The 24,062-nt window shown below is 42.3% G+C and carries 41 protein-coding genes; 2 read left to right on the forward strand and 39 right to left on the reverse strand.

The genetic code is table 11. The features are described from left to right. Positions 1-279: 279 nt before the first annotated feature. Both BLT91_RS26095 and BLT91_RS26100 read right to left on the reverse strand, forming a co-directional pair. A complete protein-coding gene (locus BLT91_RS26095; protein ID WP_090826664.1) occupies positions 280-510 on the reverse strand; it encodes a hypothetical protein in 231 nt (76 codons plus the stop codon). A gap of 153 nt (positions 511-663) precedes the next feature. Beyond that, positions 664-1,275: a stage II sporulation protein M gene (locus BLT91_RS26100; protein ID WP_175532534.1), complete on the reverse strand. Its 612-nt coding sequence runs from the start codon at positions 1,273-1,275 to the stop codon at positions 664-666. Positions 1,276-1,391: 116 nt separating this feature from the next. Between BLT91_RS26100 and pdaB the strand changes: the two genes are divergently transcribed. Beyond that, positions 1,392-2,174: a polysaccharide deacetylase family sporulation protein PdaB gene (pdaB, locus tag BLT91_RS26105; protein ID WP_090826668.1), complete on the forward strand. Its 783-nt coding sequence runs from the start codon at positions 1,392-1,394 to the stop codon at positions 2,172-2,174. 36 nt (positions 2,175-2,210) lie between these two features. On the opposite strand, the gene BLT91_RS26110 is transcribed toward pdaB, so the two are convergent. Continuing rightward, positions 2,211-2,807, reverse strand: coding sequence for a KinB-signaling pathway activation protein (locus BLT91_RS26110; protein WP_090826670.1), 597 nt, complete (start codon positions 2,805-2,807; stop codon positions 2,211-2,213). Positions 2,808-2,944: 137 nt separating this feature from the next. Here BLT91_RS26110 and gerD point away from each other — a divergent pair, with 137 nt between their 5' ends. Next, the gene (gene gerD, locus BLT91_RS26115) at positions 2,945-3,766 is read left to right on the forward strand and encodes a spore germination lipoprotein GerD (RefSeq protein WP_090826672.1); all 822 of its coding nucleotides are present in this window, start codon (positions 2,945-2,947) and stop codon (positions 3,764-3,766) included. A gap of 51 nt (positions 3,767-3,817) precedes the next feature. On the opposite strand, the gene BLT91_RS26120 is transcribed toward gerD, so the two are convergent. The 36 genes from BLT91_RS26120 to rplD all read right to left on the reverse strand — a co-directional run bounded on the left by BLT91_RS26120 (position 3,818) and on the right by rplD (position 24,051). Continuing rightward, a complete protein-coding gene (locus BLT91_RS26120; protein WP_090826674.1) occupies positions 3,818-4,915 on the reverse strand; it encodes an Mrp/NBP35 family ATP-binding protein in 1,098 nt (365 codons plus the stop codon). Positions 4,916-4,975: 60 nt separating this feature from the next. Continuing rightward, the gene (cwlD, locus tag BLT91_RS26125) at positions 4,976-5,731 is read right to left on the reverse strand and encodes an N-acetylmuramoyl-L-alanine amidase CwlD (RefSeq protein ID WP_090826676.1); all 756 of its coding nucleotides are present in this window, start codon (positions 5,729-5,731) and stop codon (positions 4,976-4,978) included. Positions 5,732-5,802: 71 nt separating this feature from the next. Then, positions 5,803-6,975 carry a sulfate adenylyltransferase gene (gene sat / locus BLT91_RS26130; protein ID WP_090826679.1) on the reverse strand — a complete coding sequence of 391 codons (1,173 nt, stop codon included), beginning with the start codon at positions 6,973-6,975 and terminating at the stop codon, positions 5,803-5,805. Positions 6,976-7,008: 33 nt separating this feature from the next. Next, positions 7,009-7,701, reverse strand: a complete 693-nt coding sequence (locus BLT91_RS26135; protein WP_090826680.1) for a phosphoadenylyl-sulfate reductase — start codon at positions 7,699-7,701, stop codon at positions 7,009-7,011. 219 nt (positions 7,702-7,920) lie between these two features. After that, positions 7,921-8,313: a 30S ribosomal protein S9 gene (rpsI, locus tag BLT91_RS26140; RefSeq protein ID WP_090826682.1), complete on the reverse strand. Its 393-nt coding sequence runs from the start codon at positions 8,311-8,313 to the stop codon at positions 7,921-7,923. 18 nt (positions 8,314-8,331) lie between these two features. After that, a complete protein-coding gene (rplM, locus tag BLT91_RS26145; RefSeq protein WP_029196440.1) occupies positions 8,332-8,769 on the reverse strand; it encodes a 50S ribosomal protein L13 in 438 nt (145 codons plus the stop codon). Positions 8,770-8,942: 173 nt separating this feature from the next. Next, positions 8,943-9,704 (reverse strand): tRNA pseudouridine(38-40) synthase TruA, encoded by a 762-nt coding sequence (gene truA / locus BLT91_RS26150; RefSeq protein WP_090826760.1) that lies wholly within the window; start codon positions 9,702-9,704, stop codon positions 8,943-8,945. A 138-nt stretch (positions 9,705-9,842) separates the two neighbouring features. Then, positions 9,843-10,208, reverse strand: a complete 366-nt coding sequence (gene rplQ, locus BLT91_RS26155; RefSeq protein WP_047683156.1) for a 50S ribosomal protein L17 — start codon at positions 10,206-10,208, stop codon at positions 9,843-9,845. A gap of 24 nt (positions 10,209-10,232) precedes the next feature. After that, entirely contained in the window at positions 10,233-11,177 is a 945-nt protein-coding gene (locus tag BLT91_RS26160; protein ID WP_090826685.1) for a DNA-directed RNA polymerase subunit alpha, read from the reverse strand. A 126-nt stretch (positions 11,178-11,303) separates the two neighbouring features. After that, positions 11,304-11,699, reverse strand: coding sequence for a 30S ribosomal protein S11 (gene rpsK, locus BLT91_RS26165; RefSeq protein WP_079417968.1), 396 nt, complete (start codon positions 11,697-11,699; stop codon positions 11,304-11,306). 18 nt (positions 11,700-11,717) lie between these two features. Next, positions 11,718-12,086 carry a 30S ribosomal protein S13 gene (rpsM, locus tag BLT91_RS26170; protein WP_028557471.1) on the reverse strand — a complete coding sequence of 123 codons (369 nt, stop codon included), beginning with the start codon at positions 12,084-12,086 and terminating at the stop codon, positions 11,718-11,720. A 19-nt stretch (positions 12,087-12,105) separates the two neighbouring features. Beyond that, the gene (gene rpmJ, locus BLT91_RS26175; RefSeq protein WP_003333770.1) at positions 12,106-12,219 is read right to left on the reverse strand and encodes a 50S ribosomal protein L36; all 114 of its coding nucleotides are present in this window, start codon (positions 12,217-12,219) and stop codon (positions 12,106-12,108) included. Between the two features lie 125 nt (positions 12,220-12,344). After that, complete coding sequence (gene infA, locus BLT91_RS26180) at positions 12,345-12,563, reverse strand: translation initiation factor IF-1 (protein ID WP_009676800.1); 219 nt, start codon at positions 12,561-12,563, stop codon at positions 12,345-12,347. Between the two features lie 2 nt (positions 12,564-12,565). Further along, the gene (locus BLT91_RS26185; RefSeq protein WP_090826687.1) at positions 12,566-12,871 is read right to left on the reverse strand and encodes a KOW domain-containing RNA-binding protein; all 306 of its coding nucleotides are present in this window, start codon (positions 12,869-12,871) and stop codon (positions 12,566-12,568) included. A gap of 9 nt (positions 12,872-12,880) precedes the next feature. Beyond that, the gene (gene map / locus BLT91_RS26190) at positions 12,881-13,633 is read right to left on the reverse strand and encodes a type I methionyl aminopeptidase (protein ID WP_090826689.1); all 753 of its coding nucleotides are present in this window, start codon (positions 13,631-13,633) and stop codon (positions 12,881-12,883) included. After that, positions 13,633-14,283 carry an adenylate kinase gene (locus BLT91_RS26195; RefSeq protein WP_090826691.1) on the reverse strand — a complete coding sequence of 217 codons (651 nt, stop codon included), beginning with the start codon at positions 14,281-14,283 and terminating at the stop codon, positions 13,633-13,635. The genes map and BLT91_RS26195 overlap by 1 nt, the downstream gene beginning before the upstream one ends. Positions 14,284-14,368: 85 nt before the next feature. Beyond that, positions 14,369-15,673: a preprotein translocase subunit SecY gene (gene secY / locus BLT91_RS26200; protein ID WP_090826693.1), complete on the reverse strand. Its 1,305-nt coding sequence runs from the start codon at positions 15,671-15,673 to the stop codon at positions 14,369-14,371. Continuing rightward, positions 15,673-16,113: a 50S ribosomal protein L15 gene (gene rplO / locus BLT91_RS26205; protein WP_090826695.1), complete on the reverse strand. Its 441-nt coding sequence runs from the start codon at positions 16,111-16,113 to the stop codon at positions 15,673-15,675. Before rplO ends, secY begins: the two co-directional genes overlap by 1 nt. Positions 16,114-16,148: 35 nt before the next feature. Continuing rightward, positions 16,149-16,337, reverse strand: a complete 189-nt coding sequence (gene rpmD, locus BLT91_RS26210) for a 50S ribosomal protein L30 (RefSeq protein WP_079417994.1) — start codon at positions 16,335-16,337, stop codon at positions 16,149-16,151. A gap of 11 nt (positions 16,338-16,348) precedes the next feature. Continuing rightward, positions 16,349-16,846: a 30S ribosomal protein S5 gene (gene rpsE / locus BLT91_RS26215; RefSeq protein WP_029196451.1), complete on the reverse strand. Its 498-nt coding sequence runs from the start codon at positions 16,844-16,846 to the stop codon at positions 16,349-16,351. 28 nt (positions 16,847-16,874) lie between these two features. Then, on the reverse strand, positions 16,875-17,243 hold the full coding sequence (gene rplR / locus BLT91_RS26220; RefSeq protein ID WP_090826697.1) for a 50S ribosomal protein L18: 369 nt from the start codon (positions 17,241-17,243) through the stop codon (positions 16,875-16,877). A 101-nt stretch (positions 17,244-17,344) separates the two neighbouring features. Beyond that, on the reverse strand, positions 17,345-17,887 hold the full coding sequence (gene rplF, locus BLT91_RS26225; protein WP_029196453.1) for a 50S ribosomal protein L6: 543 nt from the start codon (positions 17,885-17,887) through the stop codon (positions 17,345-17,347). A 29-nt stretch (positions 17,888-17,916) separates the two neighbouring features. Further along, positions 17,917-18,315, reverse strand: a complete 399-nt coding sequence (gene rpsH / locus BLT91_RS26230) for a 30S ribosomal protein S8 (RefSeq protein ID WP_029196454.1) — start codon at positions 18,313-18,315, stop codon at positions 17,917-17,919. Between the two features lie 32 nt (positions 18,316-18,347). Then, positions 18,348-18,533, reverse strand: coding sequence for a type Z 30S ribosomal protein S14 (locus BLT91_RS26235; protein ID WP_029196455.1), 186 nt, complete (start codon positions 18,531-18,533; stop codon positions 18,348-18,350). Positions 18,534-18,569: 36 nt separating this feature from the next. After that, positions 18,570-19,112, reverse strand: a complete 543-nt coding sequence (gene rplE, locus BLT91_RS26240) for a 50S ribosomal protein L5 (protein WP_090826699.1) — start codon at positions 19,110-19,112, stop codon at positions 18,570-18,572. 33 nt (positions 19,113-19,145) lie between these two features. Beyond that, positions 19,146-19,499 (reverse strand): 50S ribosomal protein L24, encoded by a 354-nt coding sequence (gene rplX, locus BLT91_RS26245; protein WP_079418006.1) that lies wholly within the window; start codon positions 19,497-19,499, stop codon positions 19,146-19,148. Between the two features lie 55 nt (positions 19,500-19,554). After that, positions 19,555-19,923 carry a 50S ribosomal protein L14 gene (gene rplN, locus BLT91_RS26250; protein WP_028557485.1) on the reverse strand — a complete coding sequence of 123 codons (369 nt, stop codon included), beginning with the start codon at positions 19,921-19,923 and terminating at the stop codon, positions 19,555-19,557. 35 nt (positions 19,924-19,958) lie between these two features. Then, positions 19,959-20,222, reverse strand: a complete 264-nt coding sequence (gene rpsQ / locus BLT91_RS26255; protein WP_090826701.1) for a 30S ribosomal protein S17 — start codon at positions 20,220-20,222, stop codon at positions 19,959-19,961. A gap of 27 nt (positions 20,223-20,249) precedes the next feature. Beyond that, positions 20,250-20,447, reverse strand: coding sequence for a 50S ribosomal protein L29 (rpmC, locus tag BLT91_RS26260; protein WP_028557487.1), 198 nt, complete (start codon positions 20,445-20,447; stop codon positions 20,250-20,252). Then, a complete protein-coding gene (gene rplP / locus BLT91_RS26265; RefSeq protein WP_090826703.1) occupies positions 20,437-20,871 on the reverse strand; it encodes a 50S ribosomal protein L16 in 435 nt (144 codons plus the stop codon). The genes rpmC and rplP overlap by 11 nt, the downstream gene beginning before the upstream one ends. 3 nt (positions 20,872-20,874) lie before the next feature. Continuing rightward, entirely contained in the window at positions 20,875-21,537 is a 663-nt protein-coding gene (rpsC, locus tag BLT91_RS26270) for a 30S ribosomal protein S3 (protein WP_090826705.1), read from the reverse strand. 13 nt (positions 21,538-21,550) lie between these two features. After that, the gene (gene rplV / locus BLT91_RS26275; RefSeq protein WP_028557490.1) at positions 21,551-21,883 is read right to left on the reverse strand and encodes a 50S ribosomal protein L22; all 333 of its coding nucleotides are present in this window, start codon (positions 21,881-21,883) and stop codon (positions 21,551-21,553) included. Between the two features lie 30 nt (positions 21,884-21,913). Further along, positions 21,914-22,192: a 30S ribosomal protein S19 gene (gene rpsS / locus BLT91_RS26280; RefSeq protein WP_029196461.1), complete on the reverse strand. Its 279-nt coding sequence runs from the start codon at positions 22,190-22,192 to the stop codon at positions 21,914-21,916. A gap of 84 nt (positions 22,193-22,276) precedes the next feature. Continuing rightward, positions 22,277-23,107, reverse strand: coding sequence for a 50S ribosomal protein L2 (gene rplB / locus BLT91_RS26285; RefSeq protein WP_028557492.1), 831 nt, complete (start codon positions 23,105-23,107; stop codon positions 22,277-22,279). Between the two features lie 30 nt (positions 23,108-23,137). After that, entirely contained in the window at positions 23,138-23,428 is a 291-nt protein-coding gene (rplW, locus tag BLT91_RS26290; protein ID WP_028557493.1) for a 50S ribosomal protein L23, read from the reverse strand. Then, positions 23,425-24,051, reverse strand: coding sequence for a 50S ribosomal protein L4 (gene rplD / locus BLT91_RS26295; RefSeq protein ID WP_090826707.1), 627 nt, complete (start codon positions 24,049-24,051; stop codon positions 23,425-23,427). The genes rplW and rplD overlap by 4 nt, the downstream gene beginning before the upstream one ends. Positions 24,052-24,062 lie beyond the last annotated feature (11 nt).

Genomic DNA, 24,062 nt, shown 5'->3' on the forward strand with positions numbered 1-24,062 from the left:
TTGCGTTGCTAGCGAGATTTTACAATCTCTTTTTGGTCGATTACTCGACCGTGCTTACTCACTCGTTGTTCAGTTTTCAAAGATCAATTTCTTTCGTATTTCATCACCATCTGTTTAGCGGCGACTTTTTTAATATACCACATTGACCTAGTCGATTGCAAGTCTTTTTTGAAAAAGTTTTTAAAGGTTTGTCTTCTCAAATAACTTGCGTGTCCTTCTTATCAAAGGGGCGAGTTATAAAATAACACAGAAAGAGAGGGTACGTCAAGCACATACCCCCTATTTTTTTTGAGCTTGATAATTACGATTTCTGGCATATTTCGATATTTCCTTTGGTGTAGCTAAGCGAGCATACATCCTAAAGATCACTTTATATCTGGATTCTATAGCCCCTTTGATCTCTTGATCAATTCTTTTGTCATTGAGATCGAACAACATTTCATCTAATTCTTTCCGAAGCACATAATCCAACTCTCTGCATTCGCGATCATTGAACAAAAATCCGAGCATACATCCATCCAAACCCCTCTCGACGGTAGAGATTTATGGCGCTAACAGTTTGATTTAAAGAAGTGGCAGACCAACAACTTCGCCCGCCCTCCCTACTGCTTTACTGTTATGCTCAGATTTTGCCATTTTTATGACAAACATTCTGAAAAAATTTTACAGATGCACCAACCAGTATGTAAGTGTACTTTCAATGATTGCTGCGAGCAGCAATAGTGCGACAATAGACACGAGCAATGGTTTTGTTAGATGGAGTGTTTTCACTAGTTCTGCACGAGCGGTTCTGGCTTTAACTGGTATGAAGAGCTGAGCACCGGACTTCCAGACCAACATACCCAGTTTAAGTCCATACGCACATGCAATTAAAATAACCGGAATTTCTATAATGCCATGCGGAAGGATCCCCTTAAGAACGATAGCCATTGTGCTTTCATGCGTTTGTAGTGAGAGTACATATCCAAGTATCATTCCATTTGCAACTAACATAAAAAGTGGCGGTACGCCTAAAAGTAGTCCAAGAAATATGATGGTTATTGATTTTATTGCATTATTTAGAAAAATAATGAAGAAAAACCAGAATTGCGGATGATCCTTGCTGCTAAGTGATTGACTTAATGATTTAAGTCCTTGCAGCTGTCCTTCCAAAAAATGTGAAAATTGATCAGAGTTCGCCCAACCTAAATAAAAACTGAACCCAAATACTAAAACGACTACGATGAAATAATGTTTCATTTCTTTAAAATGTTGGAGCAATGGTTTGAATGTCATTTTCATTTTTCCTCCAATTTCGGAAGCATAAGTACCGTGTGTACGAGCATACATTACTTACTAAAGAGTATACAAGCCTTACCCGTATGTAAGGCATAAGGAGGTACAAGCTATTCATGAACTATTTTTTCGTTGTAAACGCTCGTAAATTTAAACAATATGTATTTATTGCTCTTGCCATCGTATTCGCAGCAGCTATTGTCTATTCGGAGCAAAGCAATGTATCGGTCTTTTCCAACGCAGAACCATCGGCTATTTATAGCGTACAAACCGAGAGAAAAGTTATTGCACTGACCTTTGATATTTCTTGGGGCGAAAAGCGGGCTGAACCAATTTTGAGGATTCTTAAGGATAAAGGCGTAAATGATGCCACCTTCTTCCTCTCTTCTCCCTGGAGCAAGAGTCATCCGGAGATTGTAGAACAAATTAAGAAGAATGGATTTGAAATTGGCAGTCATGGCAACAAACATGACAATTACAGCACACTAAGTGATGAGGAAATACGTAAACAAATAACTACAGCACATGGTATATTAACGGAATTGATCGGAAAAGAGCCAAACCTCATCCGCTTACCTAATGGTGATTTTGACAAACGCGTGCTCCGAATTGCTGATGACTTGGGTTATTCTGTTATTCAATGGGACACTGACTCTCAAGATTGGTTGAACAAGGGTGTTGATACGATTATTAACCGCGTAATAACGAAAGCACATCCAGGAGATATTGTTTTACTGCATGCCAGCGATTCATCCCAACAAACACATGAAGCCTTACCGGTTATCATAGATCAGTTGAGATCTAAGGGATATGAATTCGTCACGGTAAGTGAATTAATTAAACAAACCCAGGTGGAGACGACTCCGGTAGAAGACCGCACGATGAAACAAATTCATTAATAAGCCTTGCTTATATTTAAAAAAGAGCTAATGCTATTAGCTCTTTTTGTTATCCAATATTTTATGTAAAATCAGAATTTGCCATGCATTGCATACGAGCAGCGGGGCCAACATAAACAGACTTGATGCTGCATTATCTAACTTTAGTGCAGGTACGGCCTCAAGTACGGATACTGCACACATGAAGAACAAAGTCGGGATAAAGGCATTCCGATTCGTCATCTTCACCTTCCAATAAGCAACAGCCAAAGAAATAATCAATATAATAACAGGTAATACAGAGTAACTGAACACTGATTCTGTACCCTCAAAATTAGTCATCCTGAGATAAACGAGGTCAAACAGAACAACAATGACAACGGTTAATTGTAAAAGATCCCATATTGTCCTAGACCGAATGATTCCTGCAGCGATGAACCTGACAATCAGGTAAGCAAAAAAGCCCATTTGACTCAGTACGCTTATTGTCGCACCACCAAGTAACATATTCAATACATTAAATCCTACTGCCGATAACCCCATAACCGAAAACTCTTTGTCGGAATATTGTAAAATGAGTCCAATACCTATAGATACAATCATTCCTAATAATAATGTTGTCCAAAATAAGTGAAACCATTTACGCAACGTCAAGATCATTACCTCCACACTTCAACTCTAATTGTTAATTGTACCAACGTTTGAGATAAAAAGCCAACGAATGGTCCTTATAATCTGTCCCTAACCACACATACTAACACTATTAAGCTAGGGAAGGGGAGCATGTTCTTATGTTTAAAAGAAGGTCAATAAAGCTTCAAGTTCTACTGTTCATTTCTGTTGCCTTACTTCTCTCTTCATGTGGATCCGATAAATCATCTCAAGGTCAATCTCAAGCCAATACGTATAAAGAACAAAAGACAATGATTCTTGATATTTTGAAGTCAGATGATGGGAAGAAGGCAATTAGCGCTGCAAACCGCAGCATAATGAATGGTGATGTGGGGTCCAATAGTTTCGCTGGGCAATCTCAAATCAAGCTTCTCTCTGCGAATGAATCTTTACAGCTGCAAATGGCGGTCAAAGACGTTCTCACTGCAAAAGAGAATAATAAATTTCTCTCAGATATGATGAAGGACCCTAAATTTGCCGGCGATTTTGCTAAAGCTATTCAAAAAGAAACCAAGCAGATGTTCAAAGAGCTTTTAAAAGACCCCGAATATCAAAAAGCGCTCATTGATGTCATGAAGAACCCTGATTATGAGAAGATGATACTCGATATCATGAAAACTGCCGCCTATCGCCAGCAAATGATGACGGTGATGGAAGAATCGATACAGAGCCCTCTATTCCGTGCACACATGGTAGAGCTGCTTAAGTCGGCCATAGCACAGCAAAGTAAGCCTGAGCAGATGCCTACGGCTAAAAGTGATCAGAAGAAAAGCGATAGCGGCCAGAAGAAAAGCGATAGCGGCGGAGACAAAGGAGGAGGTGGCGGAGACAGCGGCGAAGATAGCGGCGGAGACAAAAAGAAGGATGATAAAAGTGATTCAGGAGACTCAGAAAAGCAAGATGACAAGAAAAAGAAAGATTCAAGTTCATCTGATTCTTAATAGCACAGAAAATAGGGCATGTGGATTTTCCCTCCATATGCCCTTTTCTATTTACATTTCTAATTTCGTGATGATACTCGCGGCCATGTCCAAATAGATTTGTCCAGCCTTCGAATCTTGTTTGTAGACGGATGGGGAATAATCAATTTCCGAAATATGATTATCAGGAGCACCCAATGGAATTTGCGCTAATAAATCACTGTGCAGATCTTCCGCCAGTTTAGCTCCTCCACCTTTACCGAATATGAAATCTTTGCTGCCGCATTCTTTGCATTCATAGTAGGACATATTCTCAATGATACCTAGAATTTCATGGTTCGTTTGAATAGCCATTGCCCCTGCTCTAGCCGCTACAAAGGCTGCTGTCGCATGCGGCGTAGTTACAATCACTTCTTTACTTTGAGGGATTAGCTGATGCACGTCTAAGGCAACGTCCCCTGTACCAGGAGGCAGATCAAGAAGTATGTATTCTACATCTCCCCAATTAACTTCATTGAAGAAGTTGCGCAGCATTTTTCCAAGCATAGGCCCACGCCAAACCACAGGTGCGTTATCTTGAACGAAGAAGCCCATGGAAATCACTTTAACACCAAACTTCTCGACGGGCATGATCACGTTATCGACAAGCTTCGGCTGCTCCTCGATACCCATCATATCAGGGATACTAAAGCCGTATATATCCGCATCAATGATTCCTACTTTTTTACCTTTACGGGCTAAGGCAACGGCTAAATTAACAGTTACTGTCGATTTACCCACACCACCCTTTCCACTTGCAATTGCTATAAATTCAACTTTGGAAGATTCCCCCAGTATCGGTTGCTCAATTGGCGGTTGGACTTGTTTGGATTTCTTTTGCTCCGCTGCAGCCGGTTGAACCAACTCTTTGATCTGGTTGCTCTCATACTCTGTCATAAGTCTGAAACGAATATGTACTTGAGCCACACCCAAAGTTTCTAAAGCCTGTTGAATGTAAGCCTTAGCTTTTTCTTTGTACGCCTCATCTTCTGTTGCAACGATTAAGCTTAGAGAAACATTAGCTTCTTTAAATAAAATATCTCTGACTAAATTCAACTCTACAACACTTTTGTTGAAATGAGGTTCCATAAGAGGTCTTAAAGCTTCAAATAGCTGATCTTTATTTATCATAGCCACACCACACCTTTATTCAGACATCGTATTTGTGGCTTTAATTATATCACATTATGATCAAGAACCAACTTTTTCCCCAGCATAAAATCTTAAAACACCTTGATAGATAGATGCTGCCACCATCTTCTGGTATTTTTCATTAGCAAGCAATCTTGCTTCCTCCGGATTTGAAAGGAAACCCACTTCTACAAGAGCACTAGGAATTTTTAACGATTTTAATAAGTAAACGGTCTTGTCAGCCTGTTTGGCAACACGATCGGTATTTTCTAGGTTTCTCTTTAATTCCAGCTGAATAAGTGACGCTAAATTAGGATTGTTAGGATTATTTGTATAATAGAACGTTTGTGCGCCTTTCCACTTCGAAGAAGGTATACTGTTCAAATGGACACTAAGAAACATATCTGCATTTTTTTCATTGATGAGATCGGCACGATTGTGGAGATCTTCTGTTTTTCTTTTACTGTAACCTTTTGTACCCGGTTCAGCCAAGTCTGTATCCGTTTCCCTTGTCATAATGACTAGCGCACCGGCCTGCTGTAAATAATCACGCAGCTGGAGTGTGATCGCTAAATTAATATCCTTCTCAATAACCCCTTCCTTACTGGAAGCACCACCATCAGGTCCACCATGCCCTGCATCAAGAGCAATCGTTTTACCCGACAATGGTAAATTCCACTCCGACCATGTTTTCGTCGCCGGCAGTTCATAGGCGTAGATGAAAACTACAAGTGCGACCAACAAAGTGGAGAGAACAAGCTTAAGACTACTGTGAAAAGTCAGCCAGACGACCAGCCTCTTCTTCCTTTTACGCATAAAAAATCCACCTCTGTTCCCCATAGACTCTGTAACATCTATATGGGACAGGGTGGACAAATATACCATGCTTATACTTGATATTCAGGGTCTCTTAGACCTTCAATAAGAACTTCCGCAACCTCGGGACGAGTAAACTCCGGAGGCGGGCATTGACCGTCTCTGAGTAATCCACGAACCTTTGTACCCGAGAGATGCATATGATGGGATTTATCATGAGGACACGTTTTGCTAGAAGCCATATTCCCACATTTGGTACAAAAAAAGCTATGTTCAAAGAACAATGGCATAATTCCGATTTCTTCAGCAGTAAAATTACTGAAAATTTCTTGTGCTTCATAGGTACCATAATAATCACCAACACCCGCGTGATCCCGTCCTACGATGAAATGCGTACAACCATAATTCCTACGCACAATAGCATGCAAAATCGCCTCACGAGGCCCTGCATAACGCATAGCAGCCGGGTATACACCTAAGAAAGTACGATCCTTCGGATAATAGTTCTCAAGCAAAACAAGATAGCTTTTCATACGAACATCTGCTGAGATGTCATCGGATTTAGTCTCACCTACAAGCGGGTTGAGGAAAAGAGCATCCACGATTTCCATAGCTGACTTTTGAATGTACTCATGAGCTCGATGGACAGGATTACGTGTTTGGAAGCCAACAATGGTTTTCCAACCTTTTTCGGCAAAAATACGACGAGTTTCAGATGGATCAAAGTAAAACTCTTCAAATTTCTTAGGTTTTGGACGGTTAACCAGCTGAATAGGTCCTCCGATATTCGTAGAAGAACGCGAGAACAGCTTATCTACACCAGGGTGAGCCATATCATCTGTTTTGAAGATCTTAATTGCTTCATTAGTTTGATCTACTGTATAGATGCTGGTTACATCTAATATCGCATAAATCACACCATCTTCTTCACCAACAAGCGCTACTTGTTCACCGATCGAAATGGAAGCTGCAACTACTGGATCAATAGATAATGTTATCGGAATACTCCATACGGTCCCATCAGAAAGACGCATTGTTTCTACAACGGATGTGTAGTTTTCCTCATCAAGAAACCCGACTAATGGTGAAAAAGCACCTACCGCAATAAGATCAAGGTCGGAAATTGTCCATGTATTTACACGTATTTGTTTCAATAATGCTGCTCGTTTGAGAAGTTCTTCTCTCTGCTCTCCTGGTACCAAGCGGTTAACTAGCTCACCGCCATGAGGTATAATCGTCGTCATTTCGTAGTACCTCCATGATTTCTATATCTATGATTACTTATGAAGTCCGCATTCTGTTTTCTCGATACTAGCCCAACGACCAGCACGCGGGTCTTCACCCTCAGCTACAGGGCGGGTGCAGTGTGTACAACCGATACTTGGGTAATTACGATCATGTAAGGGATTATAGATCACATCGTTTTCACGAATGTAATTCCATACATCTTCAGATGTCCAACCAGCAAGCGGATTGAATTTAATCAAGCCAAATTTCACGTCATACTCCACTTTTTTCGCGTTTGCACGAGTAGGCGCTTGATCGCGGCGGATACCTGTGATCCATGCGTCATAATTTTTTAGAATATCCGTTAAAGGATCTACTTTACGAATGTTACAGCACTGGTTAGCATCGCTTTTCCATAGCTCATCGCCGAATTTCTCAGCTTGTTCGTCAAGTGTAAACTTAGGCAATACTTGAACGAATTTTGTTCCATAATGTTGTTCTAGGCGATCTCTTGTTTCATACGTTTCTGCGAAATGAACGTTCGTATCCAAGTAAAAAATATCTACGTTCGGATTAATTTTTTGCAGCATATCGACAAGCACAACATCTTCAGCACCAAAACTGCATGCAAGCGTTAAGCTTGGGAATGTTTCAACAGCAAGTTTCAATATCGCTTCCGGCGATTGGTTTTCGAATTCTTCTGCAGCTTTCGTTACAAAGGCTTCTTTTTCAAAGAGATTCATAGTAAATACCTCCACATTTTAATTCCGAGTGTTATTGTATGATTTATATTTAATTATAGCTGAGTTCTTATTCGTGTCAATGACTTTTTATCATTTTGGTATTAACTTTCTTGAATTCCTTAAAAGTAAATGGCCAATCTCTTCTTTTTAGACAAAAAGAAAAAACCTTTCCGGCATAATGCCAAAAAGGTTTCTCTTGAGCGCCAAAGGCGCAAAATCTTAACGTTTCGAGAATTGAGGAGCGCGACGAGCGGCTTTCAATCCATATTTTTTACGCTCTTTCATACGGGAATCACGTGTTAAGAATCCTGCTTTTTTCAAGGATCCACGGTATTCCGGATCAGCTTTTAGCAATGCGCGGGAAATCCCGTGACGAATTGCTCCAGCTTGTCCGCTGATTCCACCACCATTTGCAAGAACCAGAACATCGTATTTACCGACAGTCTCAGTTAATGCTAATGGTTGTTTAACGATCAGCTTCAAAGTTTCTAGACCGAAATATTCGTCTAGATCACGTTTATTGATAATGATGCGTCCTTCACCCGGTACTAGGCGCACGCGCGCTACCGAATGTTTACGACGACCCGTTCCATAATATTGAACTTGTGCCACGAAACAGTCCTCCTTATATTATCCGCGAAGATTCCAGACTTCTGGTAGTTGTGCTTGATGTGGATGCTCTGCTCCACCGTAGACTTTAAGCTTAGTTTTCAAACTGTCGCCAAGACGGTTCTTAGGAAGCATACCGTGTACGGCAAACTCAATCATGCGATCAGGTTTGCTGTTAAGCAGATCCTGAGCAGAAGTCACTTTTAAACCACCTTGGTATAAAGAGTGACGGTAGTACATTTTGTTTTGCATTTTCTTACCAGTAAGCTTAATTTGGGAAGCATTGATAACAACAACGAAATCGCCAGTATCTACGTGTGGAGTAAACTCCGGTTTGTGCTTACCGCGGATAATGCTAGCAACTTCACTTGCAAGACGGCCAAGTGTTTGGCCTGCAGCGTCAACAATGTACCATTTACGCTCTACTTCATTTGGCTTAGCCATATATGTGGTGCGCATGCTTAATCCTCCTAAAAATATATCTCAATACATAATTATAGTTGTTTAACTTACATAAGCGATGGATGGTTAATGGCAATTTGTGATCAGGGGCTGTGGGTTAGCCGATCACGAAACGCCAAGTTATATTTTACACGAAACTAAGAGAACAATCAAGTAGTGTTTTGAGCTTTTTAATAGTCAACTTTCCACAACGTTAAACCCATAGCTTCGGCCGTAGGACCTGCCTGACCTCGGTCTCTAGCTTCAAGAATTCGCTGCATATCGCTGCTAGGTCTCTTACCTTCTCCGATCTGAATCAGCGTTCCCGCAATAATCCTAACCATGTTGTAAAGGAAGCCATTGCCCGTCACGATTAAACGAATTCGTGCAACCTTTCCCGCCGCCATTACCTCATCGGCTTCCATCTCCATACGAACCTCATAGAGAGTTCTCACCTTTACTTCCTTATCCGTTCTCACCGTACAAAACGAAGTAAAATCATGCTCTCCTAGCAAGCAAGGGAGCGCCTCTCTCATGGCTTCCACATTCAAATGCGTAGGATGATGGTATTCAAAGTTGCGGTGAAAGACATCAGGGAAGCGCGCCGAGCGAATCGTATAGCAGTAAGTCTTACGTTTCGCGGCTTTGCGAGAATGAAAGGAAAGAAGGACTTCTTCCGCGGTATGTGCGACGATATCCTTGGGTAGTCTAGCATTTAGAGCTAAACACCAACGTTCCACTGGTATCTTAGAATTCGTGGTGAAATTAATAACTTGTGCTTTCGCGTGTACACCAGCATCTGTTCGCCCGGATGAGATAACTTTCACCGACTCACCCGTTAACATAAAAACAGCCTGTTCTAAACGGTGTTGAATCGTGTCTGCTTTAGGCTGAATCTGAAAACCTGAATATGCAGTCCCATCATAGCTTATAGTAAAACGTAGATTTCTCAAGGCTTGTTCCTCCATGAGTCATCCTTCCTATCTAAGTGATTAGCCTTAGCTAAATTCACTTCTAGAGAACGGGCTAAGACTGCAAAAAAAGGGCTTCACCAGAATCTAGTGATTCCGTCCACCCTTTCCCATCCGTCTTTATGCGCGATCTACTAGCTCTAGGTAAACCATTGGTGCTGCGTCACCGCGGCGTGGCCCCAGTTTAAGGATACGTGTGTATCCACCTGGACGCTCGGAGTAACGAGTAGCCAATTCAGAGAACAGCTTTTGAATCGCATCTTGATTCTCATCTGCAGCTTCTCTACGAACAAAAGCAGCAACCTGACGGCGTGCATGAAGATCTCCGCGTTTCGCAAGAGTGATTAACTTCTCAGCGATGGAACGAATTTCTTTTGCTTTTGCTTCTGTAGTTTGAATGCGTTCATGTATGAACAGATCTGTAACCAGATCACGGAATAATGCTTTACGATTACTGGAATCGCGGTTCAACTTCCTGTAGTTCATTGAATTAACCTCCTTCTGACACGATTATTCCTCGGTACGTAGACCCAAACCTAGCTCTTCGAGTTTCTCTTGAACTTCTTCAAGGGATTTGCGACCTAAGTTCCGAACTTTCATCATGTCTTCTTCTGTTTTGGTAATAAGCTCTTGTACGGTGTTAATCCCTGCACGCTTGAGACAGTTGTAAGAACGAACAGATAGATCAAGTTCCTCGATTGTCATCTCCAGAACTTTCTCTTTCTTATCTTCTTCCTTCTCTACCATAATCTCAGCATCCTTCGCTTCATCCGTCAAACCGACGAACAAGAGCAAATGTTCTGTTAAGATTTTGGCACCCAAGCTCACTGCTTCTTCTGGTCGAATACTTCCATCGGTCCACACTTCGAGGGTCAACTTATCATAGTTAGTCACTTGGCCGACGCGAGTATTCTCAATGCTGTAGTTTACTCGAGTAATAGGCGTGTAGATCGAATCAATTGGAATAACACCAATTGGCTGTTCTTCATGCTTATTTTTGTCCGATTGGACGTAACCGCGACCTCTGCCCGCATGAATCCTCATATGAAGACGCGCATCGGGAGATAAGGTAGCAATATGAAGATCCGGATTAAGAATCTCCACATCACTATCACCACGAATATCTGCCGCGGTAATATTACCTTCTCCTTCTGCATCAATTTCAAGCACTTTCTCCTCGTCGGAGTGAATTTTCAACGAGAGACCTTTTAGATTGAGGATAATTTCCGTTACATCCTCAAGCACGCCGGGAATCGTTGAAAACTCATGCAAAACGCCATCGATTTGGACAGAGGTTACAGCTGCCCCTGGTAAAGAGGACAGTAAGATACGACGTAGTGAGTTACCTAAGGTTGTACCATAGCCACGTTCCAACGGCTCTATGATAAATCTACCATAAGCGCCATCTTCACTTAATGCTACGGTTTCTATTTTTGGCTTTTCGATTTCGATCATGAAATGTACCCTCCATTCAATACGTCGTTTCCCTCTGGATACTTCGCCTGAAAATTTCATAGTATGCCTATCCTTCAAACCATTATTCACGATTTTGGAATAATTATACTACAAAGTGATCCTGAATTATACGCGACGACGTTTTGGAGGACGGCAGCCATTATGAGGAACCGGAGTCACGTCTTTAATCAGGTTTACTTCAAGACCTGCTGCTTGCAAAGAGCGGATTGCTGCTTCGCGGCCAGCGCCTGGTCCTTTAACCATAACTTCAACAGTTTTCAAGCCATGCTCCATAGCTGCTTTAGCTGCTTTTTCAGCTGCCATTTGCGCTGCAAATGGTGTGCTTTTACGGGAACCTTTGAATCCAAGGTTTCCTGAACTTGCCCAGGAAATTGCGTTACCATGAGGATCCGTGATCGTTACGATCGTGTTGTTAAACGTTGAACGGATGTGTGCTACTCCGGTCTCAATATTTTTACGGTCACGACGTTTCGTACGGACTACTTTTTTAGGTTTTGCCATTAGGTCTAACCCCCTTTATTATTTCTTCTTATTAGCTACCGTACGACGAGGACCTTTACGTGTACGAGCATTTGTTTTAGTACGTTGTCCACGAACAGGAAGACCACGGCGGTGACGAAGACCACGGTAGGATCCGATTTCGATTAGACGTTTGATGTTTAGGGAAATTTCACGGCGAAGATCGCCTTCTACTTTAAGGGTTTTGTCAATTACATCACGGATCTTGCTCACTTCATCTTCTGTCAAGTCGCGAACGCGAGTACTAGCGTCGATACCTGTGGAAGCGATGATTTTCTGAGCAGTTGTAGTGCCGATACCGAAAATGTAAGTCAACGCGATTACTACTCGTTTGTCACGAGGTAAGTCAACTCCAGCTAAACGTGCCATCTACAGATTGCACCTCCTTTTAACCTTGTTTTTGTTTATGCTTTGGATTTTCACAAATTACCATTACATTACCTTTACGGCGAATAACTTTACATTTCTCGCAAATCGGTTTAACCGATGGTCTTACCTTCATTTTAAGCCCTCCTTAAAGATTTCTTCAAGAAATCTTGCATCGTAAGCACCATGTTGCGTTTTCGTTAGAAAACTTGCTTCGTAAGCATACGCCTTGAGAGAGTAACTTACATGTAAGCCGAACATTTATTTAAAACGGTAGGTTATACGGCCTCTCGTTAAATCATAAGGCGATAATTCTACGGTAACCTTATCTCCAGGCAAAATGCGGATAAAGTGCATTCTGATTTTACCGGATACATGGGCTAGGATTTTATGACCATTTTCCAATTCAACCTTAAACATTGCATTCGGAAGAGGTTCAATCACTGTACCTTCTACTTCAATTACATCTTCTTTGGCCACAGTCATTCTCCTTTCTCTTGTGCTTCATCTTGCATAAGTTCAACGAATTTGGCAATTGCGAAGCGCAACTTTCCATTAGTAACACGACCTGTTTCCCTAATGCTTGACTCCACTTCACTGCTAATCGTTTCTTGTAATTGAAGATGATTCAGGTTCTTCTTCTTCGGCTGATCGAACTTGCGATTATCACCGTCTGCAAGCCAGACAAAGCGATGATCGACAATACCAATCACGACCGCATATTCTCCGGGATCTCTACCGCGAAGCACCTTTACGATTTGACCCACCTTCGGAATCAAACTATCCACTCATATCACCTACGATCTAGGCAAAGTTAATATTTCATAACCGGCAGCCGTTATTGCAATCGTATGTTCAAAATGAGCACACAGCGTACGATCCGCAGTGACTACTGTCCAATCGTCTTCGAGTGTTTGGACAAATCTTTCGCCAACGACCACCATGGGTTCAATGGCTAGGACCATGCCTGGTTTGAGACGAGGACCTTTGTCAGGCACACCGTAATTCGGAATTTGCGGTTCTTCGTGAAGATCCGTTCCGATACCGTGACCGACATACTCTATAACCACGGAGAAGCCTGCGTCTTCAATACAAGTTTGGATTGCATGCGACAACGTGTAGAGTCTAGCATCCGGTTTAGCTTCTGCTATGCCTCGATACAGTGATTGTTCTGTCACGGCTAACAAACGTTTGGCCGTTTCAGAAATTTCACCGACAGGATAAGTCCAAGCAGAATCTCCATGATAACCTTTATACTGAGCACCAATATCTATACTGATAATATCGCCCTCAGCCAGCTTTCTTGGACCAGGAATACCATGAACTAATTCTTCGTTGACTGAAGCACATATGCTTCCAGGAAAACCGTTATAGCCTTTGAAAGATGGAATCGCTCCCTGACTGCGAATGAATTCCTCTGCGATCTGATCAAGTTCTTTCGTTGTAATGTTCGGACGAATCGCCCTTGCCAATAAGCGGTGCGTTTCGGCTACGATACGACCAGCTTCTCGCATTAGGTCCAGTTCAACCTCGGACTTACAAATGATCATTACGCTAGACCTCGTAGCAGTGAGCTAATTTGTTCGGTTACCGCATGAATGTCTTGTTCCCCGTTAACCTCACGCAATAATTCCCTCTTTTGGTAGTAATCCAGCAGCGGAGCCGTTTTATTGATGTATTCATCCAAACGCGTTCCGACCTTCTCTTCCGTATCATCAGATCGTTGGTACAACTCACCTGAACACTTATCGCATACGCCTTCTTGCTTTGGTGGGTTGAAGATTACATGATACGTAGCACCACAGGATTTACAAATTCTTCGGCCGGTTAGTCGAGCAAGCAAGAAACTGCGATCAACGGAAAGATTGATTACTACATCAATCTTCTTGCCCAGGGAATCAACGATTTCAGCTAATGCATCTGCTTGAGCTACAGTTCTCGGGAACCCGTCAAGCAAAAATCCTTTATCGCAGTCAGGTTGAGCAAGTCGCTCTCTCACAATACCGTTCGTGATTTCATCAGGAACAAGAAGTCCCTTATCCACATAGCCTTTGGCTTCAACACCAAGTGGTGTCCCTTGACTCATCGCCAAGCGAAATGCATCTCCAGTTGAAATATGAGGAATTTGAAATTCACTTACGATCTTTTCAGCCTGCGTACCTTTGCCTGCACCAGGAGGCCCCATAAAAATTACGTTCAACTTTAAAACCTCCCATCGCACTCGGCATTACGAACAGCACAATAGGTGCCGATGTCGCAGAACTTGCCCCATCAGAACCTATTAGCTATTTATTGATGAAACCTTTGTAATGCCGCTTAATCAATTGGCTCTCGATCTGTTTCATCGTCTCAAGACCAACGCCTACTACGATAAGTAAAGATGTACCACCAATCCGAACCGAACTAGGCAAACCTGCAAGTCCGCCAAATAACATTGGAAGAATCGAGATTGCTGAAAGAAACAGAGCTCCAGAAAGAGTAATTCTAGTCATTACGCGAGTCAGATAAACAGAAGTTGTTTTACCAGGTCTAATCCCCGGTATGTACCCGCCATTTTTCTTCATCTGATCAGCCATTTGAACTGGATTAATTTGAACGAAGGTATAAAAGTATGTGAATCCAATAATCAGCAGTACGTATAGTACAATCGCTAATGGTGCAGTTTGGTTAATACTTAAATTGTTAATAATCCATTCTGCAACTACATTCCCTCTCCAGTAACTTGCAATGGTAGGAGGAAACATCAATAACGATAGTGCAAAGATTACAGGGATAACGCCAGCCGCATTCACTTTAAGAGGAATGTGAGTGGTTTGACCACCATACATTTTACGACCAACTACGCGTTTGGCATATTGTACAGGTATCTTACGAACACCTTGTTGAACAAATATGACGCCGGCAATAATCAGTATAACAACTAAAGCAATAATGATAAGTTTCACGATATTCAGGAACAAAGCTCCTTCGGTCGCAAACAGTGATTTGTAGATTTGCTGAATGCTTGTAGGAATCGCCGCGACGATACCTGCAAAGATGATAATGGAAATACCGTTGCCAATCCCATATTCCGTGATTTGCTCACCGAGCCACATCAAGAAAGCTGTACCAGCAGTCAGTACGATAGCGATTAAAGCAAAAGTTGTGAAACCTGCATCAATCACGAGTCCGCTATAAAGGCGGTTAAACCCAATTGAAAGACCAAAGGCTTGAATCACACCAAGAACAATCGTACCGTATCGAGTAACTTGTGTCATCTTCTTTCTTCCGACATCACCTTCTTTTGCCCATTGCGCAAAGCGCGGGACTACATCCATGGACAAAAGCTGAACGATGATAGAAGCTGTGATGTAAGGCATAATTCCCATCGCGAAGATGGAGAACTGGAATAGCGCACCGCCGGAAAACGTGTTAAGCAAACCAAAGACATCGCTCTGATTCGCTTGGTCTTGAAGTTTCAGAACATCTGTATTAATGTTAGGCACCGGAATGAAGGCACCTAAGCGGTAGACGATAAGCAAGATGAGCGTAAATAAAATTCTTCTGCGTAAATCTTCTACCTTGAAGATGTTGGCTATGGTATTAAACATTAAATCACCTCGGTTTGACCGCCGGCAGCTTGGATTTTCTCAATCGCTGATTGAGAGAACTTATTCGCTTTAACGGTTAATTTTACTGTGATTTCACCGTTTCCTAAAATCTTGATACCATCTTTAGGAGCCTTAACAATACCATTCTCCATTAAAACTTGCGGAGTAACTTCTGTACCAGCTGCGAAATTGTTCAAATCTTCAAGATTCACGATTGCATACTCCGTACGGAAACGGTTCGTGAAACCACGTTTAGGTAAACGACGGTATAACGGGTTTTGTCCACCCTCGAAACCAGGACGAACGCCTCCACCGGAACGTGCGTTTTGACCTTTATGTCCGCGAGTTGATGTTTTACCCATGCCGCTACTTGTACCACGGCCAACACGTTTACGAGTGTGACGAGAACCAGTAGCAGAACTTAGCTCATGTAACTTCATCGTTGCACACCTCCTCTAGATCTTAATATCTTGCACTATGCTTCGATTTCTTTAACTTCTACCAAATGGCTCACTTGATTAACCATGCCTCTGATTGCAGCATTATCTTGATGAAGAACAGTTTGGTGCAGCTTGCGCAGACCAAGTGTTTTCACAGTAACGCGTTGCGTTTCAGGACGGCCAATCAGGCTGCGTTTTAGGGTAATTTGTAATTGTTTCGCCATGTTTACCCCTCCTAACCTAATAGCTCTTGAACAGTTTTACCGCGAAGCTTAGCAACTTCTTCCGCTTTTTTCAAGCGGCTCAAGCCTTCAAGCGTTGCGTTAACCATGTTCATGGAGTTCGATGAACCCAGGGATTTTGTTAAGATATCGCCGATACCAGCAAGTTCAAGAACTGCACGAACTGGTCCGCCTGCGATAACTCCTGTACCTTGGGAAGCTGGTTTTAACAGAACGCGTCCTGCACCAAACTTACCTGTTACGAGGTGAGGAATCGAAGTGCCTACGATAGGAACATGAATCAAGTTCTTTTTCGCATCTTCAATACCTTTGCGGATTGCATCAGGAACTTCGGAAGCTTTACCGATTCCTGCGCCAACCCAGCCATTGCCATCGCCAACGACAACAAGTGCGCTGAAGCTGAAACGACGTCCGCCTTTTACTACTTTAGCTACGCGATTAATATTAACAACTTTTTCTGTTAGCTCTAAAGTATTAGGATCTACACGCAAGTCTTTTACCTCCTTATATATGTTTTGCCTAGAATTCAAGTCCAGCTTCACGAGCTGCGTCAGCTAATGCTTGAACGCGTCCATGATAAAGGTAGCCACCACGGTCAAATACCACTTTGTCCAAACCTTTTTCTTTCGCGCGTTGAGCGATTAATGCGCCAACTTTACGAGCAGCTTCAACGTTACCGCCGTTACCGATATCACTTTTCAACTCTTTATCTTGTGTCGATGCAGCAACGATTGTAACACCAGTTGTATCATCGATAAGTTGAGCATACATGTGCTTGGAAGAACGGAAAATGTTTAAGCGCGGACGAACTGTTGTACCTTCGATTTTCTTACGAACGCGAAGGTGTCTTTTCAAACGTGCTTTGTTTTTATCGCCTTTAGTAATCATCTATACTTACACTCCTTTCATCATCTTATGATGCGAGGCTTATGCTTACGTAGCAAGTTTTCTTGCGAAAACTCTTAGCTATTACCCGCGATCTATCGATCTTACTTCTTCTTACCAGCTTTACCTTCTTTACGAAGAATGCGCTCGCCTTCATACTTGATACCTTTACCTTTATACGGTTCTGGCTCACGTACGGAACGAACTTTAGCTGCCATAGCGCCAACTAATTCTTTATCAATACCTTTAACGATAATCTTCGTGTTCGTTGGAACATCGAATTCGATACCATTTTCAGGGTTGATTTCAACAGGATGGGAGTAACCCACGTTGAGAACTAATTTGTCTCCGCTTTTGTTTGCACGGTAACCTACGCCTACTAGATCCAAAGATTTCGTGAAGCCTTCCGTTACGCCACTTACCATGTTGGCAACAACACTACGTGTTGTACCATGCAGGGAACGATGGAGCTTGTTATCGGAAGGACGCTCAACGGAAATCTCGTTTTCTAGAACATTTACTTTCATATCTTTATGAAGTTCACGGGACAAAGAACCTTTAGGGCCTTTAACCGTGATTTGAGTATTGTCTAGTGTTACATTTACACCACTTGGAATGGTGATTGGCTTACGACCAATACGAGACATGTTTGCACCTCCATTCAATTACAATTGTATTACCAAACGTAGCAGATAACCTCTCCGCCAGCTTTGGATTGACGAGCATCTTTATCCGTCATAACTCCTTTAGATGTGGAGATGATGGCAATCCCTAATCCGCCCAGTACACGAGGGATTTCTTGTGATTTAGTGTAAACGCGTAGACCTGGTTTGCTAATTCTTTTCAAACCGGAGATAACACGCTCATTGTTTGAACCGTATTTCAGGAACAAACGAATGATACCTTGTTTGCTATCTTCTACGTATTCAGCGTCACGGATAAATCCTTCTTTTTTAAGGATTTCAGCGATTTCCCTTTTCACTTTAGATGCAGGAATTTCAACTGTTTCATGACGTACGATATTCGCATTACGAATGCGAGTTAGCATATCTGCAATTGGATCTGACATGACCATTTGTGTAAACCTCCTTCCCGAAAATAGGGTGATTACCAGCTTGCTTTTTTCACGCCTGGAATCTGACCTTTGTGTGCTAATTCGCGGAAACAAATCCGACAAATTTTGAACTTGCGAAGCACTGAATGCGGACGTCCGCAGCGCTCACAACGTGTGTATGCTTGCACTTTAAACTTCGGGGTACGTTGCTGTTTGACTTTCATCGAAGTTTTTGCCACTTAATATAACACCTCCTGATAGGTACGACTGGTAACCTATTTTACGAAAGGCGCTCCGAGTTGTGTTAAAAGCTCGCGAGCTTCCTCGTCGGACTTAGCCGTTGTAACGATAACAATATCCATACCACGAACTTTATCAACTTTGTCATACTCAATTTCTGGGAAAATGAGTTGCTCTTTCAGACCAAGTGTATAGTTTCCACGGCCGTCAAAAGCCTTGTTGGAAATACCACGGAAGTCACGTACACGTGGAAGTGATACGTTGAAGAGTTTATCCAAGAAATGATACATGCGCTCGCCGCGAAGAGTTACTTTCACGCCGATCGGCATATTTTCACGGAGTTTGAAACCCGCGATAGCTTTTTTGGATTTTGTTACAACTGGTTTTTGACCAGATATTTTTTGAAGATCTTCTACTGCAGTGTCAAGTACTTTGGAGTTCGATACAGCCTCACCAACACCCATGTTGATAACGATTTTCTCGACTTTAGGAACTTGCATCACTGTTGTGTAGTTAAACTTTTGAATTAACGCTGGAGTAATTTCGTTCAAATAACGATCTTTCATTCTTACTGCCATGACTCATTTGCCTCCTTTCCATGCTTGTTTGTATTAGTCGATAACTTCGCCGGATTTTTTCGCGATACGAACTTTCGTTCCGTTATCCAATACTTTGTATCCTACGCGAGTAGGTTTGCCGCTCTTAGGATCAATCAGCATCACGTTAGAAACGTGGATTGCAGCTTCTTGATTCAAGATACCGCCTTGTGGGTTTTGTTGAGATGGTTTCGCATGTTTCTTAACCATGTTTACACCTTCTACAAGTACACGGTTTTGACGAGGATAAGCAGCGATTACGCGGCCCTTCTTCCCTTTGTCTTTACCAGTGATCACAAAAACCGTATCGTCCTTTTTCACGTGCAATTTATTGTTATGAGATTCTAATCTCTTTTTTAATCTTGGCATTAGCTTCTACACCTCCTGAGGTTTCCCGTTAGGAAAACAAACATCGTAACTGTTCTTAGATAACTTCTGGAGCCAAGGATACGATCTTCATGAAGTCTCTGTCACGAAGTTCGCGTGCAACTGGTCCAAAGATACGTGTACCACGTGGACTTTTATCTTCTTTCACGATAACAGCCGCATTCTCATCAAATGAGATATATGATCCGTCTTTACGACGAGCGCCGCTCTTCGTACGAACGATAACTGCTTTAACAACGTCACCTTTTTTGACAACGCCACCTGGTGTTGCTTCTTTTACTGAACAGACGATCAAATCACCAATGTGACCAACGCGACGACCAGTACCACCCAAAACACGGATACACATCAATTGTTTAGCACCTGAGTTGTCAGCGACAGCCAAACGAGTAAATGGTTGAATCATCGTATTCCCTCCTTTCGGGGTTCATGTCTAGATTGTTAGATAACAACTGCAACTTCAATAATTTCAACCAATCTCCAGCTCTTGTCTTTGGATAACGGTCTAGTTTCACTGATTTTCACAGTGTCACCAATTTTAGCTTGGTTGTTTTCATCATGAGCTTTAAACTTTTTCGTATATTTGATTCTCTTGTGATAGAGATCATGTTTTTTGTAAGTTTCAACAGCAACAACAATGGTTTTATCCATTTTATCACTGACAACTTTACCGACCTGCACTTTACGATCGTTGCGTTCAGCCATCTAAGGAACCCTCCCTTCTAGATTTGGTTACCCAATCCCCAATTCTCTTTCACGCAAAATAGTCTTGGCACGAGCGATCTCTTTACGTAAATCACGAATTTGAGTCGGATTGTCCAATTGACCAGTAGCTAGTTGAAAACGGAGGTTAAAGAGTTCTTCTTTAAAACCATTAACTTTTTGCTCAATTTCAGCAGTGGTTAAGTTCCGGAATTCACTACCCTTCATTTGCTTCACCGCCTACTTCTTCTCTTTTCACGAACTTCGTTTTGATTGGAAGCTTGTGAGCAGCAAGACGCATCGCTTCACGAGCGACCTCTTCACTTACACCAGCAAGTTCAAACAAAATTTTACCCGGTTTTACTACGGAAACCCATTTCTCCACGTTACCTTTACCACTACCCATACGAACTTCAAGCGGTTTTTGTGTAACTGGTTTAGCTGGGAAGATTTTAATCCAAACTTTACCGCCACGTTTGATATAACGTGTCATGGCAATACGAGCTGCTTCGATTTGACGGTTGGATACCCAAGCCGGTTCTAATGCTTGCAGACCATATTCGCCAAAAGCAATTTCCGTTCCGCCTTTAGCGCGACCTTTCATGTTACCGCGGTGTTCTTTACGGTGTTTTACACGTTTAGGTACTAACATGATTTAATTTCCTCCTTCCGGCTGAGCCTTTTTCTTAGCTGTCGGAAGCACTTCTCCACGATAAATCCATACTTTTACGCCAATACGGCCATAAGTAGTGGCTGCTTCAGCAGTACCATAGTCGATATCCGCACGAAGCGTATGAAGTGGAACTGTTCCTTCGCTATATCCTTCCGTACGAGCAATCTCAGCACCGCCAAGACGTCCGCTAGTTGCTACTTTGATACCTTTAGCACCAGATCTCATTGTTCTTTGCATAGCTTGTTTCATCGCACGACGGAAAGAAACACGACGTTCCAATTGAAGTGCAATTGCTTCTGCTACTAGGATTGCATCAAGGTCAGGGCTTTTAATTTCAGAAATGTTGATGTGAACTTTTTTATTGGACATGCCAGCGATGTAGTTGCGAATAACTTCAACTTCAGCTCCGCCTTTACCAATAACCATTCCTGGTTTTGCAGTATGAATCGTAACGTTCACACGGTTAGCCGCGCGCTCGATGTCGATGTGGGAAACTGCAGAATCTTTAAGTTTATTTTTTAAGTATTCGCGGATTTTGACGTCTTCAAGCAACAGAGTTCCGAAATCTTTCTCTGCGAACCATTTGGACTCCCAATCACGAATAATACCAATTCTAAGGCCTACCGGGTTTACTTTCTGACCCACACGTTATCCCTCCTTATTTTTCAGATACCACGATTGTGATGTGGCTGGTACGTTTTTTGATCGCGCTAGCGCGGCCCATTGCACGTTGTTGGAACCTTTTCATTGTCGGTCCTTGGTTAACAAACGTTTCAGAAACCACTAGCTTATTAGGATCTAATGAATAGTTATGCTCTGCATTGGCAATTGCGGAATTCAATAGTTTCTCCAGAATTGGAGAAGCTGCTTTAGGTGTGTGACGCAGAATCGCAATCGCTTCACCTACCGCTTTTCCCCGAATCAAGTCAACAACTAGCTTTGCTTTACGAGGAGCAATCCGAGCGTGGTTCAATATTGCTTTAGCTTGCATGGTAGTACCTCCTCTCGGTTAAAAATGAAATTAACGTTTTCCTGTTTTCTTATCGTCGTCGTGACCTTTGTAAGTACGTGTTGGAGCAAATTCACCAAGCTTATGTCCAACCATATCTTCCGTAACATAAACAGGCACGTGTTTTCTTCCATCATACACTCCGAAAGTGTGACCAACGAATTGCGGGTAAATCGTAGAACGACGGGACCACGTTTTGATAACCAGTTTTTTGCTGGAAGTGTTCAAGTCTTCTACTTTTTTCAGTAAGTATCCATCAATAAATGGACCTTTCTTTAAGCTGCGACCCATGGGTGTTCCTCCCTTCCTTGAACCTCAAGAGAATTCATATATCCTAGATAAATTGAAACATTTATTCGATTCATTTTATCGTGATTACTTCGTACGGCGACGTACAATGTATTTATCGGATGCTTTACCTTTTTTACGAGTTTTGAAACCAAGCGTCGGTTTACCCCATGGAGACATTGGTGATTTACGTCCGATTGGTGCGCGTCCTTCACCACCACCGTGTGGGTGATCATTCGGGTTCATTACAACCCCTCGAACTTGTGGACGATTGCCTTTCCAACGATTACGTCCTGCTTTACCGATTTTCACGAGTTCGTGATCTTCGTTACCAACAGAACCGATTGTTGCGCGGCAAACTTTAAGGACTTTACGAACTTCACCAGATGAAAGGCGAATTGTTACGTAAGTTTCTTCTTTACCAAGAAGTTGAGCTTCCGTACCGGCTGCACGCACTAGTTGTGCACCTTTACCAGGCTTCAACTCGATGTTGTGGATAACTGTACCAACTGGAATGTTCTCCAATGGAAGAGCGTTACCTACTTTGATATCTGCTTGTGGTCCGGATACGATACGATCGTCCACTTTAAGACCTTTTGGGGCGATGATGTATTTTTTCTCGCCATCAGCATAATGAATCAATGCGATGTTCGCGGAACGGTTAGGATCGTACTCAACTGTAGCAACGCGTCCTGGTATTCCATCTTTAGTACGTTTGAAATCGATAATCCGGTATTTACGCTTGTGTCCACCACCATGGTGACGAACCGTAATTTTACCTTGGTTGTTACGACCAGCATGCTTGAACAGAGGAGCAAGCAATGATTTCTCTGGTGTTGATGTAGTGATTTCTTCAAAAGTAGAAACCGACATCGCACGTCGAGCTGGTGAGGTTGGTTTATATTTTTTAATTGGCACTCTGATTTCCTCCTTACTTTAAGAAATGGGTTATACCGATTCAAAGAATTCCAATTCTTTGCTTTCTGCGCTTAGGGACACAATAGCTTTCTTCCAGATGGAAGTGTAACCGGAGTGTTTGCCATAACGTTTAGGCTTAGCTGGCATTCTCAGTGTGTTTACATTTGTAACTTTTACTTTGAAAATAGCTTCAATAGCTTGTTTAATTTCTGTTTTGTTAGCGCGAAGATCCACTTCGAAAACATACTTTTTGTTAGCCATTAGGTCGCTTGTACGCTCAGTGATGATCGGGCGCTTGATAATGTCGCGTGGGTTTTTCATTGTGCAAGCACCTCCTCAACTTTCTGTACAGCTTCTTGCGTAATGATCAATTTGTCATAAAGCATGACATCCAGAACATTAACACCATCAGCAGCAACAAATTTCACACCTGGGATATTACGAGCAGATAAAGCAACGTTAGAGTCGTTAGCAACGCCTACAACCAATACTTTACGATCTACTTTCAGGTTGTTCAAAATTGCTACGAAGTCTTTGGTCTTAGGAGCATTCAATTGAAGTTGATCCAATACGATCAAATTGTTATCGATAAGCTTCGAGGACAATGCGGACTTAATCGCTAAGCGACGAACTTTTCTTGGTAATTTGTAACCATAGCTGCGAGGTGTTGGTCCGAATACGGTACCGCCGCCTTTCCACTGTGGAGCACGAATACTACCTTGACGCGCACGACCTGTACCTTTTTGTTTCCAAGGTTTACGACCACCGCCGCGAACTTCAGAACGACCTTTTGTTTTGTGTGTTCCTTGACGCACAGCTGCTTGTTGCAAAAGAACAGCTTCGTGAATCGCGTGAACGTGAGGCTCAATTCCGAAAACAACGTCAGACAGTTCAACTTCTCCTACCTGAGCACCTGTTACATTATATAAAGCTACTTTTGGCATCTGTCTTCCTC

Source organism: Paenibacillus sp. yr247 (genome assembly GCF_900103825.1).
GTDB lineage: Bacteria > Bacillota > Bacilli > Paenibacillales > NBRC-103111 > Paenibacillus_E.